General features: G+C 47.1%; 17 protein-coding genes. 3 read left to right on the top strand and 14 right to left on the bottom strand.

Going from position 1 to position 15,819, the window contains the following annotated elements; genetic code table 11:
* Nucleotides 1-97 precede the first annotated feature (97 nt).
* From ON063_RS12490 to ON063_RS12445, 10 genes are all read right to left on the bottom strand, one after another.
* Nucleotides 98-649 carry a suppressor of fused domain protein gene (locus ON063_RS12490; protein ID WP_274665355.1) on the bottom strand — a complete coding sequence of 184 codons (552 nt, stop codon included), beginning with the start codon at nucleotides 647-649 and terminating at the stop codon, nucleotides 98-100.
* 105 nt (nucleotides 650-754) lie between these two features.
* Nucleotides 755-1,468 carry a hypothetical protein gene (locus ON063_RS12485; protein WP_274665354.1) on the bottom strand — a complete coding sequence of 238 codons (714 nt, stop codon included), beginning with the start codon at nucleotides 1,466-1,468 and terminating at the stop codon, nucleotides 755-757.
* Nucleotides 1,465-2,187 carry a hypothetical protein gene (locus tag ON063_RS12480; protein WP_274665353.1) on the bottom strand — a complete coding sequence of 241 codons (723 nt, stop codon included), beginning with the start codon at nucleotides 2,185-2,187 and terminating at the stop codon, nucleotides 1,465-1,467. The genes ON063_RS12485 and ON063_RS12480 overlap by 4 nt, the downstream gene beginning before the upstream one ends.
* A gap of 15 nt (nucleotides 2,188-2,202) precedes the next feature.
* Nucleotides 2,203-3,264: a DUF58 domain-containing protein gene (locus tag ON063_RS12475; RefSeq protein ID WP_274665352.1), complete on the bottom strand. Its 1,062-nt coding sequence runs from the start codon at nucleotides 3,262-3,264 to the stop codon at nucleotides 2,203-2,205.
* A gap of 2 nt (nucleotides 3,265-3,266) precedes the next feature.
* Complete coding sequence (locus ON063_RS12470; protein WP_274665351.1) at nucleotides 3,267-4,190, bottom strand: AAA family ATPase; 924 nt, start codon at nucleotides 4,188-4,190, stop codon at nucleotides 3,267-3,269.
* Nucleotides 4,187-4,960 carry a hypothetical protein gene (locus ON063_RS12465; RefSeq protein ID WP_274665350.1) on the bottom strand — a complete coding sequence of 258 codons (774 nt, stop codon included), beginning with the start codon at nucleotides 4,958-4,960 and terminating at the stop codon, nucleotides 4,187-4,189. The genes ON063_RS12470 and ON063_RS12465 overlap by 4 nt, the downstream gene beginning before the upstream one ends.
* A gap of 150 nt (nucleotides 4,961-5,110) precedes the next feature.
* Nucleotides 5,111-5,587 carry a DUF3916 domain-containing protein gene (locus ON063_RS12460; RefSeq protein ID WP_274665357.1) on the bottom strand — a complete coding sequence of 159 codons (477 nt, stop codon included), beginning with the start codon at nucleotides 5,585-5,587 and terminating at the stop codon, nucleotides 5,111-5,113.
* Between the two features lie 11 nt (nucleotides 5,588-5,598).
* Nucleotides 5,599-6,066 (bottom strand): DinB family protein, encoded by a 468-nt coding sequence (locus tag ON063_RS12455; protein ID WP_274665349.1) that lies wholly within the window; start codon nucleotides 6,064-6,066, stop codon nucleotides 5,599-5,601.
* A 109-nt stretch (nucleotides 6,067-6,175) separates the two neighbouring features.
* On the bottom strand, nucleotides 6,176-7,087 hold the full coding sequence (locus ON063_RS12450; protein WP_274665348.1) for a solute carrier family 23 protein: 912 nt from the start codon (nucleotides 7,085-7,087) through the stop codon (nucleotides 6,176-6,178).
* Nucleotides 7,068-7,502 (bottom strand): solute carrier family 23 protein, encoded by a 435-nt coding sequence (locus ON063_RS12445; protein WP_274665347.1) that lies wholly within the window; start codon nucleotides 7,500-7,502, stop codon nucleotides 7,068-7,070. Before ON063_RS12445 ends, ON063_RS12450 begins: the two co-directional genes overlap by 20 nt.
* A gap of 282 nt (nucleotides 7,503-7,784) precedes the next feature.
* Between ON063_RS12445 and ON063_RS12440 the strand changes: the two genes are divergently transcribed.
* Nucleotides 7,785-7,907: a hypothetical protein gene (locus ON063_RS12440; protein ID WP_255349577.1), complete on the top strand. Its 123-nt coding sequence runs from the start codon at nucleotides 7,785-7,787 to the stop codon at nucleotides 7,905-7,907.
* A 212-nt stretch (nucleotides 7,908-8,119) separates the two neighbouring features.
* On the opposite strand, the gene ON063_RS12435 is transcribed toward ON063_RS12440, so the two are convergent.
* The 4 genes from ON063_RS12435 to ON063_RS12420 form a co-directional block, all read right to left on the bottom strand.
* Nucleotides 8,120-9,619: a PH domain-containing protein gene (locus ON063_RS12435; protein ID WP_274665346.1), complete on the bottom strand. Its 1,500-nt coding sequence runs from the start codon at nucleotides 9,617-9,619 to the stop codon at nucleotides 8,120-8,122.
* Nucleotides 9,616-10,143 carry a PH domain-containing protein gene (locus ON063_RS12430; RefSeq protein WP_274665345.1) on the bottom strand — a complete coding sequence of 176 codons (528 nt, stop codon included), beginning with the start codon at nucleotides 10,141-10,143 and terminating at the stop codon, nucleotides 9,616-9,618. Before ON063_RS12430 ends, ON063_RS12435 begins: the two co-directional genes overlap by 4 nt.
* Before the next feature lie 65 nt (nucleotides 10,144-10,208).
* Complete coding sequence (locus tag ON063_RS12425; RefSeq protein ID WP_274665344.1) at nucleotides 10,209-10,880, bottom strand: WGR domain-containing protein; 672 nt, start codon at nucleotides 10,878-10,880, stop codon at nucleotides 10,209-10,211.
* A 68-nt stretch (nucleotides 10,881-10,948) separates the two neighbouring features.
* On the bottom strand, nucleotides 10,949-11,956 hold the full coding sequence (locus tag ON063_RS12420; protein ID WP_274665356.1) for an FUSC family protein: 1,008 nt from the start codon (nucleotides 11,954-11,956) through the stop codon (nucleotides 10,949-10,951).
* Nucleotides 11,957-12,196: 240 nt separating this feature from the next.
* Here ON063_RS12420 and ON063_RS12415 point away from each other — a divergent pair, with 240 nt between their 5' ends.
* Both ON063_RS12415 and ON063_RS12410 read left to right on the top strand, forming a co-directional pair.
* A complete protein-coding gene (locus tag ON063_RS12415; protein ID WP_274665343.1) occupies nucleotides 12,197-12,817 on the top strand; it encodes an NAD(P)-dependent oxidoreductase in 621 nt (206 codons plus the stop codon).
* Between the two features lie 17 nt (nucleotides 12,818-12,834).
* The coding region (locus ON063_RS12410) for a dynamin family protein (protein ID WP_274665342.1) at nucleotides 12,835-15,819 on the top strand (2,985 nt) is incomplete at its 3' end.

Below are 15,819 nucleotides of genomic sequence, written 5' to 3'. Positions count from 1 at the left end.
TCTCGCCATAAAAAAACACTCCCCAATTAGAATAAACAGATTTGTTATTTCATCTGTCTACCTATCGGGGAGCATATCACGTATGAGGGGTTGTTCGTTAGACAAGTTCTTTTCGGTTCAAGTCGAATAACTCGCGATCAGTCTCATATAGGAGTTCGTCAAACTGTTCGGTTCCGTGTTCTTCGATGAACAGCTCTTCTGAAGGGTAAATCGGTACAAACCAGACGACTAGGACGCTCTGCTCCTCGTTCTCATATGTGATGAACGACTCATCTGAGTAAAAAGGAGCGGTCACATAGACCGAAGAAAATGAATATTGTTCAAGCACTTCCTCTGGCAGTTCGTAGAGTTCGCCCAACTCGAACGCCTGGTGCGTTCCTAGCGCATAATCGGTCAGCTGCCACATCAATTCAACAAACTCCTCTTTGGCATGCTGTTGATTGAAGCGGAACAGCAACTCCTGGTGAGCGGTCGAACCATTTTCGAATTGAAGTGCATGCCAATGCAGTCCTAATGTCGAAATACTCGTGATTTTAGAGGACTCTTCTTCAAGTTCGATGATTTGGACATCATCTTCTAGCAAGTAAGGGATATCAAACCCGCTGACGAACGTGCCACAATGTTTTTCTAGATGTTCTAAATAGTTCATATTCCATTCCTACTTTCTCATAACTGGCGTACTTTTTGCTTCGGGTTTTGAGTTTGATGGACTCAATCAATTGACGCAAACTCACTTCTTCTTTAGTTGGGTCATTCAAAACACTTTGATGTCTCCATTCACGTGATCCAAGAAATAATACGTGTCATGGGCATCGTGGGCGAAAACGAAGTTTCCCAAGATGTTTGGATGAAATTCACCAGTGAACCATTCGATTGTCTGATTGTTTGTCGGAAAGAAAAGGGACTGCCACACATTTTTCGCTTTCGGAATTTGAAGCTTGGGCAACAGTTCGTTTTCAATCAATGCCTTCCAATCTGCATCATGCAACATGAAACGATATACGTTTTCACGAGGACCGAACGTTCCATCTAAACAAAATGATACCTCGATTGGAAACGCACCTGTAATCACATATTCAAGAAAACACTCGATATCAGCTATTCCCTTTGTTCCGACACGACTCACTTGCTTTCCTTGAAGCGTCAAACCGTCCTCATAATAACTCAGGATCCAATCTGTCTCTCCTTGTAGGACGATGATTTCATTCGAAGAGAGTGTCAATTCCGATTCTAATGACTCACGATTCTTGATGGTTTTGGTCGTCACATGCTCTTCTTGACGTTCAAAAGAGAAGCGATGTTTTCTCGTAGCTTTCACAGTTCGTTTCCGTTCAATGCGCAATGGAAAGTCCTCATCCTTCAGATGTCGAAAAATCAATCGATTTGCTTCTTCTTCTTTCAGTGCATGACTCGGTATGATCACCATTTCTAGTAGTTCATGTTGATTGTATAAATCTTTTGACATCATGTTGCTTTTCGTCTTTTAAGGAACCAATATCCGAATGGCAACATCGCTAACACTGCAAAACCAATCAACCGGTTGGTATTCGATGTTGGATTGTTTGATTTTGCTTCATCCGAATAGTCCCCCGCTCCATCCATCATCCCTTCTTCGACATTCCCTTCAATACTTTCATGCTCTTCGATCAATAAGGCTTGGAAGTCCTTTGTGGAAATTGCATCCCCACTGATTATCTGTTTTGAGTAGGATGTCAATGCCACCAACATGTCCCCATCATAATCAAACCATGCCGACCTTTCTGTGTATTTCACGAGATGTCCTTGTACGTCCATCAACGCTTTCGGAGTCTCTTTGTCTGAACCGAACGTTGAAAACGCATATGTACCCGCTGATTGTTCATACGTTCCGATCACGTTGACCGGTTCATCATCTTGAAAAACGGTCGCCACAAATTCTTTTGTTGGGACGAACGTACATGTTTCCCCCGTTTTGTAGCAAGAGGATGACGGGATATACGTCTCCAACAACGGACCGAACGTGATGTTCTCACTGTCCGTCATATGATAATTAGTCGGATCATCCCCCTGAATATGATCCATCACAATGTCATAGAAATATGCATCTGCAAAATGTTCCGGCGAAGATTCAGTCATCTCGGCTGATACGGTCGTCGTGCTTGCAAGCAGTCCGACACAACCTATGAGTAAGCTCGTCATTCGTTGCATGTGTTTCTCCTTTCATCACCCTGAAGATTTCAGCAGCATCGCGTGATTGATGTGAATCAATTCGGCGTGCGGCTGTTTGCGACGACTGACATATGAAGTGAAACGTGATGACGCAACAAATGCGTTCGATTCATGAATCATCGCCAGTCGGACGAGAATGAGCCGTAATTGTTTTCTTCCTTCTCCCAGTGTAACACGGTCGACTTGGTTGTTTTTGTCGAGTCGGTTGATTAACAGCTCCACTTTACAGTCTTCTTTGATCAAGTAAGAAACCAAATAGGCCGACTGTTGAATCAAGTCTTCATATTGCGCATGTAGCCCGTTCCCGAGCGGACCGCTCAAATCAAGGGAAATCTTGAACGTGTCGAGATTTTGTCGTTCGAACACTTTTGCCTGTACATGACTGACCTTTGAAGTGGCGACCCAGTCAATCTGTTTAGCCGGTTCCTTCTCATATCGTTTTGCACTTTGAATCATCAACGGATCGTTCAACGGGGAGTGCTTGACGATACGGTCACCCATCCGAATCATGCGAGATTCGGTGATTGGTAACTTCGTGATGGTAGGTAACACAATCCATGAGGGCATATCCATCTCCTCATCTGTGAAAAAAAGAGTACCTAAATAAAACGGTAACGTGACACGCATCACACACGTATGAATCGAAGCAGGTCCACGCTTCACAGCCGAGACGCTCACAAGATGTATGTCCTGTTCGATCCTTGTGTCGTATGCCTGTGACCCGTCCTCGAATACCATCCGTTCATTACCCTCTAGTCGAATCAATAGCGGAACACCAAGGGCAATGATTCGCTCATACCCATCGATACGGACGATACATGATGTCTCATCATCGATGAACAAGAGATCTTCTTTCTGCCGGATGGAAAATGAGACTTCGTTTGAAAGTGTTCGAATGATTCGTTTCCGGATGAACATGACGATTAATAATGCTCCGCATACATAAGCGATGGGCCATACATAAGGCATCCACATGGTGAGGAGACCGAGACTGACATAAGCCGGACAGAGTTGGTCCTGAAGGATAGACGGTGTACTGATTTCGACCTGTCGCATCGTTACACCTTTTCGACGGGGACAGTTACAGACTCGAGTACGTCCGTTAGCACTTGGCGCTTCGTCGATTTGATATCACCTTCAAGGGTGAGGGTCAATCGATGCGAGAGAACGTGTGGCGCAACGGCTTGGACGTCTTCAGGCGTGACGAATTGACGGTCGTTCAAGTACGCATAAGCTTGTGAGGCTTTGACGAGCGCAAGCGTCGCCCGTGGGCTCGCCCCGACTTCGACTAACGGATGTTGCCTCGTCTCTTGGATGAGTGCGAGCAAATAAGTGACGACATCTTCATGAATCCGCACGCTCTCGACATTTTCTTGTGTTTCTAAGAAAGCGGCATTCGTCATCAAGGCGTGTACCACATGTCTCGTCTTTGAAATCGTCTGCAGAATCAAGTTCCGCTCTTCATCTGCCCCTGGATATCCGACTTGAAGGGACATGAGGAAGCGGTCGAGTTGGGCGTCTGGTAGGGCGAACGTTCCCGCCGACTCGATCGGGTTTTGCGTCGCGATGACGAAAAACGGTCTCGGTAGTTGATAGGTGACGCCACCGATGGAAACTTGGCGTTCTTCCATCGCTTCAAGCAAGGCGGATTGCGTTTTCGGAACGGCGCGGTTCACTTCATCGATGAGTAAAATATTCGTGAAGATCGGTCCGGTACGGTTCTCGAACGTCTGGGTCTGCATATTGAAGAAGTCTGAACCGATGATGTCAGAAGGCAGCAGGTCGGCTGTGAATTGAATTCGGGCGAAGTCTGCCTCAAAGCTTTTGGCGATGCTTTTCGCAAGTAACGTCTTCCCCGTCCCAGGCACATCCTCTAGCAAGATATGGCCGTTCGCCAATAGGGCTGTGCAACATAATTTTGTGATTTCCGGTTTACCGAGGTAAATGCGGTCTAATTGGTCCAATACGTGTCGGATGGTCATGAGTTCGACTCCTTTTGTGTGCGTAGTAGGTATTCATCAAGTTGTTGGGTGAACGCTCGCTCACGCTGTGGTGAGATGTCCCCTTCGTCATAGCGCGTCTCTAAATAAGTGAGTAGGGATGCATCGAGCTCGATTCGTTTCGCCCAGGTCGACAACGTCTCATACGGACGGCGACGTTTATGTGGAGGTAACGCTGCCTCGAATTGAATCAACTGTTGTCGAATAGCCGAGGCTGGTAATGGATGAAGCGTTCGGTTTATCTGCTCCGATAAGTTGTCAGAGATCACTAGCGAGTGATCCTCGATTTCTAACTCTTCCTCCTCGATTTGTTTCTTCGATGGGCGTCGTCTTTTCCAAAGCCACCACCCGAGCAAGATGATTAGTGCGGTAATCATGTATGGGAGGTAGGAGACGTTGTTCGACTCTTCTGATGAGGGGTTTCCGTAAGAAGGTGACTCGTCATTAACCTTCTCTCTTGGAGTTCCACCTTTATCGTCTGGAGCTTCACTAGAAGAGCTAAGCTCAACCCCTCGCCAGTCTTCTTCAATAATTTTGTCTTCCCCACACCAAAAATCAACATCCGTCACTTCGAAAATCCCTAAAAACTTTCGTTTGTCATGACAGTCGGTGACCCAACTCGTAATCTCGCTCCCTGAGATATCTAATGATTGGTAGTAACGGTATCCCAGTTGACCGGAATAAGAGATGAGGGCGACCAGTAGTAATGAGAATAGAATCCCTGACACAAAAATCGTTTTGGCTTGTTTCATTGGCGTTTCCGTTTATGTATATTCGGTTTCATCTCAAGTGACGGCTCCTCTCATAGTATAAATCCTTTTTTTGGAAATAGGATTAAATGGATTATACCATGAATTTTTACGGAATATTCAGTTATTTTTAGACAAAAGAAAAATGCCCGTTCATTGAACGAGCATCCACAATTCTCTACCTTCATCTTCTTCTTCGAACAACCATTCCTTAAATCCATATACGCGAATATCCCGGTCACTACGGATGACCCATTTGTTCAAAGACATTTTTTCATGAGGAATCGGAATCCATTTTTGGTGGGATGAATCACGTCGCATGAACGTTTGTAGCACCTCTTCATCTTGAAACACGAGAAGCTCAGAGTTCCACAATGTAGGGAGGTCCAGTAACACGACAACTCGCATTCGCTCATCCACACGCCGCTTTGCTAGTCGTTTCGCTTCATCGAGCAGAATATGGATGATTGCCTGTTTGATTTGGGCATTATGTTGAATAGCCAATAAAAAGGTTTGTCCGACCGGAATCTTGGTATTCCAATAACCATTATGAAACTCAGTTGGAAAATCGCAATGATTTTCTTGCAAATTACGCTGAAGACGACTTAACTTTCGTTTCAGACCACGCACTTTCCGATGTCTCAATTCAGGATCGACTCGACTTGCTTCATATGGTGTCGGTCATGCTCGATGAATTCTCTGACAATCACATATAGTGAATATGGAACACCTTGATGAGGATCATGTGAGACGCCATTCGCTGTCGTTTTATAAGTCAGTGCTTCTTCACTTAAGGAGTCGAGCATCGTGACGAGCGTTCGCCGACTGTTAAGGGATTCTTTCAGTACGGTCTCACCTGTCAACTTTTCCGCTCTTTTCGTCGCCCGCGCGTTGAACGAGTCAAAGTCAGGGAATATCATCCCTTCGCCGTTCTTCACCGATGGGATGATGACATTCAACAGATGATTGTCCCAATGGGCGATATGTAAGACGATTTGCTTTATGGACCACTTCTCCGAGTCGATCTGTTTATTCCACTCAGATTCACTCAGCTTTTCTAACGACTTGAGCCATTCTGTGTACGATGCGAATTTTTGAAGGACTTGCATCAAATCTCCTCCCCGTTTTCTTCAAATTACTGCGATTATAGCATGAACCATCCCTTAGGAATCATTAAAAAAACGGCATCGTTCATGACGAACGATGCCGTGCGTATCTCTACAACCAGACTGGTAATGAGAAGAAAACTAAGAACAATACGGTCAAGACACCGACGACCGGACTGAGTGACCGGTAGCCCTTCTTGAACAAGACAATCATCGTGTATGCGATGAACCCGAGACCGATTCCATCGACGATGGAATACGTGAACGGAATCATGATGATGACGAGAATTGCTGGGAAGGCATGCTCCCAGTTATCGAGCGGCAAATGCTTCACGTTTTGGAACATCATCATGCCGATGATAATCAACACCGGTGCGATTGCCGTCACCGGGATGATTGCAAAGAGCGGTAGCAATAAGAGCGATACCACGTACAATCCAGATGTGACGAATGAAGCAATCCCACCTCGTGCACCGACCGATATGCCGGCAGCCACTTCGACCGTCGAGACGGTCGGGCTTGACCCGAACATGGCCCCGGCCATCGTCGAGAGGCCTTGTGCAACGAGACCTTTCGGCGCATCCTTTTCTTTGTCGATTGCACGTGTCTGATTCTGGATCAAGCTGATGTTTTCAATTAACAAGACGAGCGTCAGTACACCGACCGCGACTAAGAAGAGCGGAGACGCAGATTCCGCGAACGAGATGTTCCCAAACACCGTGCCGAACGACTCGAAGAACGGTGACAATGAGAAGCTTCCCGTCCACTCCAGCGTTCCCATCAAGGCGCTGAGACCAACACCGAAACCGATCGTCCAAAGGAAGCTGCTCGGTCCCATCTTCAAGAACAACAAGATGGCGACGAAGAGGGATAAAAAGGCCACCTGGACGTTACGCTCTCCGAGGTCACCGATGTGGAGCAATGCTCCGCCCCCACCTGAGACAATTCCAGCCGCCTCAAGACCGATCAAAATGAGGAAGAGGCCGAGACCGACCGTCAATCCGTCATGATCCAGCCGCCTCAAGACCGATCAAAATGAGGAAGAGGCCGAGACCGACCGTCAATCCGTCATGAATGATTGGTGGAAAGGCATTCGCCAATTTCCTCGCCACTTTGGTGACCGTCAATAATACGACGAGTACACCTGAGACGAAAGAGACGGCGAGCGCGCTTTGCCAGCTCAATCCCATCTGTAAGACGAGCGTGTACGTGAAGAGCGCGTTAATCCCCATTCCCGGTAACAAGAGTAGCGGAAGATTGAAGAACCCCGCAATCAACGTCCCGATGATGCTTGTCAAAATCGCTCCGACGAGCGCCCCCTCGAACGGGAGTCCGGCTTGTGTCAAGATTGCCGCATGCACGGCCGGGATGTATGCTGTCGCCAGAAAGTTCAGCACGCCCCCATATGTTTCTGTTTTCCATTCTGTTTGTTTTGCCATAGGAATCAATCCTTTATTGGCACCCTCACCCACCCGTGTATACACACGAGATTGATTATATCCTGTCAGACATCTAACAAGCAAGAGCGATTCGACTCAATTCCTTCTTTGGACCCATTCATGAGACCGATTCCATCAAAAGATTCATTTTATAAAACAAGAACGTTTGTTCTTATTTTTAACGCCATTTTACGAACGAATCTGTTATAATGAAGGGGCAGGTTAACGCAGCGATAGTGGGGTCAGCCGCCAAGTCCACAATGGAGGAAGGCGGTGGTGCGGATGGAACAACTTTGGACCTGGGTTGGAGATTATGTCATGATCCCAATCCTCGCTCCGATCATCGTTCACTTGGTGATTCACCGAACATCCGATCGTGCAACGTCTGAACGCACAAAAAAATGACCCCCTCGGCGCAATGAGATGGGTCACTTTCTGATTCACTAACCATTGTGGCGGCTGGGACCACTCTTAAAGTGGGAGCCTGTAAGCCAGAGGTCGGTGTGTCCAGCACCGGTCTCTTTCTACTTGCATCATACCATACTTTATCCGCGTTTTCAGTAAGAGAAACATCATTTGATACGAAAATCACAAATAATTCAAACGCTCAGGAAACTTTATCCTGAGCGTTTTTCATTCATTTCGTTATAACGAGAGAACCAGACGAGCATCGCGTCCGCTTCTTCTTTTGGAATGTCGTCAATTGTCTCAACGGATAGGAGTCCTCCTCGAGTCGAGAACTGTACCGTACAAAGTCCGAATCGACGTTGCAAGAGCGATTGCTTCACTTGAATCTGTTCGATCCGTGGTTTGTCCGTCAAGAACGACCGGACGTTGAAAGCTCCCGTACGCAATTGAATGAATTGGTTGTTGCGGACATATTTGGTTGTCACGTAACTGAGCACACGTCCTCCGATGATGACGGCCCATAAGAGAAGGAGCCACCATGCATAATCTCGGAAGAAATAGAGCACGAGTCCTGATAAGATGAAGCCGAACCAGCTGATTCGGAGGAGTTTGATTCCTAACGCCTTTTTTGGAAGTCGATGTAATTCATCCGACCATGTGAAGTGCGTGAAATGCTCACGGAGTACTTGCATTGCACGGTCACGTCGAATGAACGGGAGAATCGTTGACGATTCGTCTTTTAATTCATCCATCGTCCCTGCTGCGACGAGTTCGACTCCGACGATGTGGAACCAGCGACGGATGAACGTCTCTTTGATTCGAATCGCTTGAATCTTCTCATACGGGATTTCTTTCGCACTCCGGTTCAATAATCCTTTTTCGACGCGAATGCGCTCCCCTCTTCGTTCGAGTCGGAAGTTCCCATATTTCAAGAAGTTAATGACCATGCCAATCACGACCGACAGCATCAACACCCCGATGACGAGAAGACCGATGACGATGATGGACGCATGGACGACATAATCTTCTACTTGGTTGAACGCCCCATCCAAATTGATGAAGTCATCAATCGAAGAGATGATTGTTGAAGCGACCGGGAAGATGGCGAAGACAGAGAGCGACGTGATAGAAGCCAACACGATTTCGCGCGTGGACAAGGTATATAACAGACGGCTTGGTAAAGATTCTGCCTGTTCAGTTGTCGCATCTGTCGTTTCTGGATTCTCTTCGGTTTGTGCATTCTGTTTCCGATGACGGACTTGCTCGAGAATCTCTTCAAGTCGTTTGGCTTCGGTCGGAAAGACACCAGCCAGTTTGAACGATGCATCGTCACTGTTGGCATTCGTATCGAAGGTCAATTCCACTACACCAAGCAATCGATAGAGGAATGGACTGTTCGAATGAACGCTTTGAATTTTATAAAGTGGAAGCGACTTTTCTTTTTTCAACCAGTTCCCTTCGATCACATAGACAGTCTTTTCATCCAGTGCATATCGGAAGTTTAACCATCCAAAGAACTTCTGGACAATGTCGAGTAATAGGAAGAGTAGGATCCCGACTCGAATGATGATGCCGATTGTCGACTCCCAGTCGTTGTTGAGCACAAAGAGTAGGACGATTGGAATAGCGAACGACTTGATGACTTCGAGAATACGCAGCACCAAAACGCGACTCGGGAGTCGATGCCATGTTAACGCGGTCTCGGTCATACGACATCCTCCTCTTCAATACGTGCATAGATGGCAATCTGCTCACGGAGTGTTTTCGCGAATGATTCTTCGATCGCATAGATTTCGTGTGAACCGGCCGCTGTTCCGATCGTGATGGTTTGTAACCCGTATTTACGTAGAAGCGGTCCTTGTTCCGCATGAACATATTGGACTTTCGTCATCGGGATGAGTACGTCATGTGTCGTGATGATTCCATGATGAATCCGGATTTCAAGTGGCTGGACATCATACGTGAATCGTTCCTGTTTCCACTTTTGGAACCAGATGAGATCAATCAAGCTATAGACGACATCGATGACAAGCAGCACGACAAAGCCAATCTGTAGCCAAGTCGGCCAGTCGAACCAGTATGATACGACAACGAGAACTCCCGTGATGAGGAGACCGATGAGATAAAAAATCGCGCTCGATAATCGAAAGACCGCCCGTGCCTCAATCGGAAGCGTTCCGCTGATTCGTTGTGGTGTGACATCTTCTTCTGGTGTCGGTGTTGTTTCTGACATGGTGAATCCCCCTATCGTTCATATGTATCTGTCTTTATTGTATACGCGTTTCTTCTCGAAAAGTTTCAGGATTCGGTCGGAAATGTACTCAAGCGTTCATATAACTTATCAAACATAGACTGATCCTCTATTTCGAAAGCGTGTTTTAATCGATGGATGGCCGCTAATCCTATTATTTTCAAATTACCTGTCAGCTTTCCCGTCATCTTTATGGAAGCAAACGCACCCGCGACGATGACTTGATCACATGTATAGGCATATTCATAGGTTGACCAATCTTCTGGACCGGAAACATCTCGATCAATCCAACTTTCAATTAAGGCGTAAGCGTATGAAAGATAACAAAGGTCTCTATCCTTTCGGAGCACTTCTTCGTACATAACCAATGCATCGGCTCCAGCATCATTCCCGAACGGAGCATATTCTTCCGTACAATCCACAAAGAATTCATCGTTGAAACATTCCTGATACTTCGGATGAGAGGTCAGAAAATTCGGTCCAACTTCCGGGTCATCCACATACATATGGTTGTCCCAATCAAAAGGGCATTCAACATATCCTTTTCTCAACTTTTGACGAATAAGTTTTTCTGCTTCTTTCATACATTCCGAATCGGATTCAAAAGATTTTACTTGTACCTTTCCAATTGTCCCGATTTTTCCGTAGTTTACAGCAAATTCATCACCTATAACGATGATGTTCCAATACTTTGTGATGTGTTGAAAAGACTTCTTCATACTCAATGCCCTCTCTTCTATAACAAGATTAACTCTCTTAAAAAACGAGCCGAATGTCGGCCCGTTTCTCAGTCTTCAAAAAACCATTTCTTACGTGGTTCCACTTTTAAGTTATCTCCATGCTTCTTCATTTCCGTCACAAGGTAGCGTTCGAGTTCATTCATTGCCTTGACCCAGTCGGTCATCGTCGCTACGAGCGGCACGACAATGAGGATGAGTTCTTCCTCTTCTTCTCGCATCCTCTCGATCATTAACTTCGCAAAGTCAAAGTTCTCATGAATAAGATCCTCATCCCGGTCGATGAGGTGCTCGTTCTCAAGCTCATAAGCTGAGAACAGACGCTCATGTCGACGCAACAAATGCCGAATGTGGCGATACAACTCATCGCTCAATTGTGGAGGAAGTTGTTCAATCGTATGGAAATCATGATCGAGTTTCTCGATGACATGGAGCGCGGCTCGGTTCGTCTCAATCATCTTGGACTTCAGGACGGCACGACGGAAGATCGGAGTCTTCTTCTCGAGCCAACGATTCGCTTTGATTTCTTCTTCAAAATAGGCATATGTTTGTTTTGAATCACTATGCAACTTCTTCGTCTCAGGCAAGGATTCAAAGGATGAACGACCGCCTTCCGTTTCCGCAAACAATCGTGCGATCCGGACGACCATTTGAAATACCTCAGTCACCTGCTCTTCCAGTTTCCGTTCATATCGAGGTGGGAACAAAAGTGCGTTTACGATTAATGCAACAGTAATCCCCATCATGATGAGTAAGTAACGTTCACCCGCAAACACCCAAACCGGCATGTCCGACTGACTTGCCCCTTCCATGATGAGAATCGTCGTCAAGATGACGGTCCGTGTCGTCGATTCTAAATTTAAAAACAAAAGAATGGAGATGGCGATGATGATGACGAATCCGATGGCGATGGGTGTCGGATTCGGAGTGAGCAACAAGGACCCGACGGAGAGCAATGCCCCAATCAAGTTCCCTTTCATCTCCTCGATTAGGCGAAGCCCGGTCTGATAAACAGACGGGAGAAGCGCGAGTGACGCAGCGAGTGCCGGGACGACGATCTGTTGGAACTGAGAACGATTGCGACCGATAGTCCGGTCTTAATAGTTCGAGCCCCAAATTTCATGTGATGGTGCCTTCCTCTCTTACGCTTGTCATATGTATTTTTTGCCTTCTTCCTCAATTCTAAAACGTACCACATTCTTTTCAAGCAGAATCGAACCATTTCAGGCAGTTTTGTGAACGCTTCCGTGTTATGATGGCGTTGGATATTTCTTTCATATTGATGGGGAGGGGTTTACTTGTCAACAATTGCTTTATTCGGCGGAAGTGGCCGTACAGGGGAACGGATACTTGAGCGTTTATTAAATCAAGGACATAACGTCAAACTCTTAACGAGACATTCGTTGGATTCAAAGGAAGGTGTCAACGAAATCATCGGAGACGCGACGGACCAAGAAGCAGTCCTAGAAACGGTACAATCTGCAGACATCGTCATCTCGGCGTTAGGGACGGACAAACAAAACGTATTGTCTACATTCACACCACTCGTGATTGACGTGATGAAACAATTTGATGTAACACGCATCATCACTGTCGGGACCGCCGGCATCTTACAGGCGCATGACAGCGACAACTATCGCTTTGAAACGAAAGAATCGAAGCGTTCGATGACAACCGCAGCAGAGGATCATGCACGGGCTTATGAATTATTACGAGACTCCGGATTGGCGTTCACAGTCATCTGTCCGACTCAACTGATCAATGAGCCATCGAGCGGAGACATCATCGTCTCAAAAGAAGTGTTAGGCACGAAACAATCAGGTCCAATCTCGAGAGACGATGTCGCCGAGTTGGTGCTGGATTGTTTAACGAATGATGAATATGTCGGACATCGTGTCGGCATCACGACGGAATCATAAATTAGGGGATGGGAAACATGCACGAACAACGAGAACAATTGGCACGGCTTGCTTTAACCTTTCAACGAGAGGAGATGACGGACGCAGCACGACTCGCCCGCACCGCCCTACAAAAAGTAACGAATGAAGAAGTTTGGATTGCCGTCTGTGGTCACTTCTCAGCCGGGAAGTCGACATTGCTCAACGACTGGCTAGAAGATGGGTTCCTTCCAACAAGTCCGATTCCGACAAGTGCCAATATCGTCACGTTACGTGGTGGAGAATCAGCGGCAGCCGTCGCAATCAATGATACGGATTGGATTTCATTAGACACTTCTTCCCTATCAAACATCAGTGACTATTGCAAAGTCGAGGAAATCAAGGAAGTCGAGTATACGATCGATCGGTTCCCATTTGATGAACATGTCGTGTTGATGGATACACCTGGGATTGATTCAACGGATGAACGACATCGCCAAGCGACGGAACGATCGCTCTTCTTGGCCGATCATTTGTTTTTCATGATGGACTACAACCATGTCCAATCGGAACAAAACATCGGACTGATGAAACAATTTAGCCGGGAAGGACGTCCCTACTCCATCATCATTAACCAAATCGACAAGCATGATGAGGATGAGCTTTCCTTTGTGGACTTCAAGGCGTCATTGACGAAAGCATTCCGTCATCATGACATCGTTCCAAATGACACGTTCTACATCTCACTTCGTGATTTAAAGCATCCACATAACGAAGTCGAGCGCTTGCGGTCGTATGTGCGACAAGTCATCACGGAATCGAGACAGCAGCAAGTCGAGCATGCGGATGCATTGATCAATACGTTGGTCCAACGCAACGAAACTTCGATTCAATCGACGTTGGATCAATTACCGACCTATGAGAAGAGTCCGAAGGAAATGCAATCTCGCCTGCACCGCCTTGAGAAAAAACGGGCATGGTGGACATCATTCCGTCGTGAATTCTTCAAACATCAAGCGCCAATCGTCGAGAGTGCACCCATCATGACCTATGAATTCCGTGAATTGCTACGTTCCTATCTCGAGAGTTGTGCCCCTTCCTTCAAGGTCGGTCTTTTGTTCTCGAAAGAAAAGACGAAGCAAGAACGAGCTCGTCGTGAGGAAGTGGCCGTCAAAGAGTTCAACCGTCTGATTGATATGAACTTACGACCGCACCTCGTGAAGTACGCGGAAGACATCATCCGAGATTTGAAACTTCCAGAGACTCTCCTACCGAAAGGTGATGTCCTCCCGATTGCTCCGAGCTCACTCATCACTGAACAAGTAAAATCCGGTGCATCACTCAGTGGTGACACGGTGTTACAGTTTAGTCGTGACATCGAGACGGCCCTTGCGTCATGGGTGACGAAAGTTTCAGAACCGTGGGTCCATTCGACGGATACGTATATGAAAGCGGAAGTCGACATGCGCTTGGAACAATTTTCGACTGAAGAAGACGAGTTGTATGAAGCGCTCGATAATGAAGCATTACGCTTACGCCTATTGAACCGTCTAGATGCTATCGGTCAATATGAAGCGTTGCAACTTGATTCAGGTCAATTAGATCAGTTGGCCGTTCGAAACTATGTCGATGCAACGTATCTCCCGGAAAAACAGTCGAATGTTGTTGAATCAGAGGTTGCATCGACGTCGATTTTGGAAGATGATCATGATTTATTTGATTTTAATTTTTCTTATGAAAATGCGGTATGTGAAATATTAGAGAGTCATCCTTTATTCCGCTCTCGTGTGACGACTCTTCGTAAAAAAATCGAGCGTGCGAAGCATGAACAATATACGTTTGCCATCTTCGGTGCGTTTTCAGCCGGAAAATCTTCGACCCTCAATGCCCTTCTCGGGGAGACGGTGTTACCGACCTCACCGAACCCGCTCACGGCGTCAATCACGAAGATTGTTCCGCCGAACGGCCGGACGAATCGTACAGCGACAATCACCTTCAAGTCACGAGATGAACTTGAGGATGAGTTACAAGGTTATGGGACTTCCCTCGCCTCACTCGATGTCGACCACCCGTTCGTCAATGCTGTTAAATCGGCACCGCTCGATTATCTCGGGCAAATGGAGACCGTCGACTATGACACGTTCTGCGCGTTCGTCGCACAAGAAGAGAAAAGCTGTATCGTGAAAGAGATTGAACTGTACCTCGACTCACCGTGGGCGCGACGCGGCATCGTCTTCGTCGACACACCAGGTGCCGATTCGCAGTTCAACCGACACAGCGAGGTGCAATTCGGTTACATGCGTGACGCGGATGCTGTCTTGTTCGTCACGTATTATAATCATGCGTTCACGGAAGCGGACCGAGAGCTCGTCATCCAGCTCGGTCGTGTCCAAGGGACCGGAGACCACGAGATGTTCTTCCTCGTGAACGCCTCCGATCTTGCGACAGATGACGAAGAACGGGATGCGGTCACAAGCTATGTCTCGCAACAGTTGACCGCGCTCGGTGTTCGACGACCGACCGTTCTCCCCATCTCAAGCCGAAACGCCATGCAAGGGGATGACGTAGGATTCGACCGATTCGTCTCGACGCTTGAACGCTATGTCGACAAAGACCTTCGTCTCGCGAACGCGATGCGTATACAAGAAGAGACGACAGCATTGCTCGTCGCCTTCAATCGCGTCTTACACGAAGCGGAAGAAGACGAGTCGTTGAAAGAACAACGTCGTAAGCAATTGCTTGCTGTACTCGAGAACCCGCCGGCACTCGATGTGTCAGCACTCATCGACCTATTTGACCGGGAAGCGAAAGAACTCCTCGCCCACCTCGAGACCCGTTCGCTTCTCCGCCTCTCGGACTTCGTCAAAGAGACGTTCCACCCGGTCGAGGTCGACGGGTCGAGGAAGAGCTTGGAGCGTGCACTTGGACGTACACTCGATAAATACGCCTATGACATCCAACAAGAGCTCCAAGTGTTTCAATATCGGTTAGAGCGATACGTTAAACGCGAATTCGTAGCCTTGGTCGAACGGTTGACCGAACGT

It is taken from the genome of Exiguobacterium sp. B2(2022) (genome assembly GCF_028823655.1).
Classification (GTDB): Bacteria; Bacillota; Bacilli; order Exiguobacteriales; family Exiguobacteriaceae; genus Exiguobacterium; species Exiguobacterium aestuarii_A.
Note: the sequence above shows the minus strand (reverse complement) of the source record. Positions and strands in the feature narration are given on the sequence as shown.

Bases quoted from the DNA above. Each gene is read 5' to 3' on its own strand.
- ON063_RS12490 (WP_274665355.1), bottom strand. From the start codon at position 649: ATGAACTATTTAGAACATCTAGAAAAACATTGTGGCACGTTCGTCAGC.
- ON063_RS12485 (WP_274665354.1), bottom strand. From the start codon at position 1,468: ATGATGTCAAAAGATTTATACAATCAACATGAACTACTAGAAATGGTG.
- ON063_RS12480 (WP_274665353.1), bottom strand. From the start codon at position 2,187: ATGCAACGAATGACGAGCTTACTCATAGGTTGTGTCGGACTGCTTGCA.
- ON063_RS12475 (WP_274665352.1), bottom strand. From the start codon at position 3,264: ATGCGACAGGTCGAAATCAGTACACCGTCTATCCTTCAGGACCAACTC.
- ON063_RS12470 (WP_274665351.1), bottom strand. From the start codon at position 4,190: ATGACCATCCGACACGTATTGGACCAATTAGACCGCATTTACCTCGGT.
- ON063_RS12465 (WP_274665350.1), bottom strand. From the start codon at position 4,960: ATGAAACAAGCCAAAACGATTTTTGTGTCAGGGATTCTATTCTCATTA.
- ON063_RS12455 (WP_274665349.1), bottom strand. From the start codon at position 6,066: ATGCAAGTCCTTCAAAAATTCGCATCGTACACAGAATGGCTCAAGTCG.
- ON063_RS12445 (WP_274665347.1), bottom strand. From the start codon at position 7,502: ATGGCAAAACAAACAGAATGGAAAACAGAAACATATGGGGGCGTGCTG.
- ON063_RS12440 (WP_255349577.1), top strand. From the start codon at position 7,785: ATGGAACAACTTTGGACCTGGGTTGGAGATTATGTCATGATCCCAATC.
- ON063_RS12435 (WP_274665346.1), bottom strand. From the start codon at position 9,619: ATGACCGAGACCGCGTTAACATGGCATCGACTCCCGAGTCGCGTTTTG.
- ON063_RS12430 (WP_274665345.1), bottom strand. From the start codon at position 10,143: ATGTCAGAAACAACACCGACACCAGAAGAAGATGTCACACCACAACGA.
- ON063_RS12425 (WP_274665344.1), bottom strand. From the start codon at position 10,880: ATGAAGAAGTCTTTTCAACACATCACAAAGTATTGGAACATCATCGTT.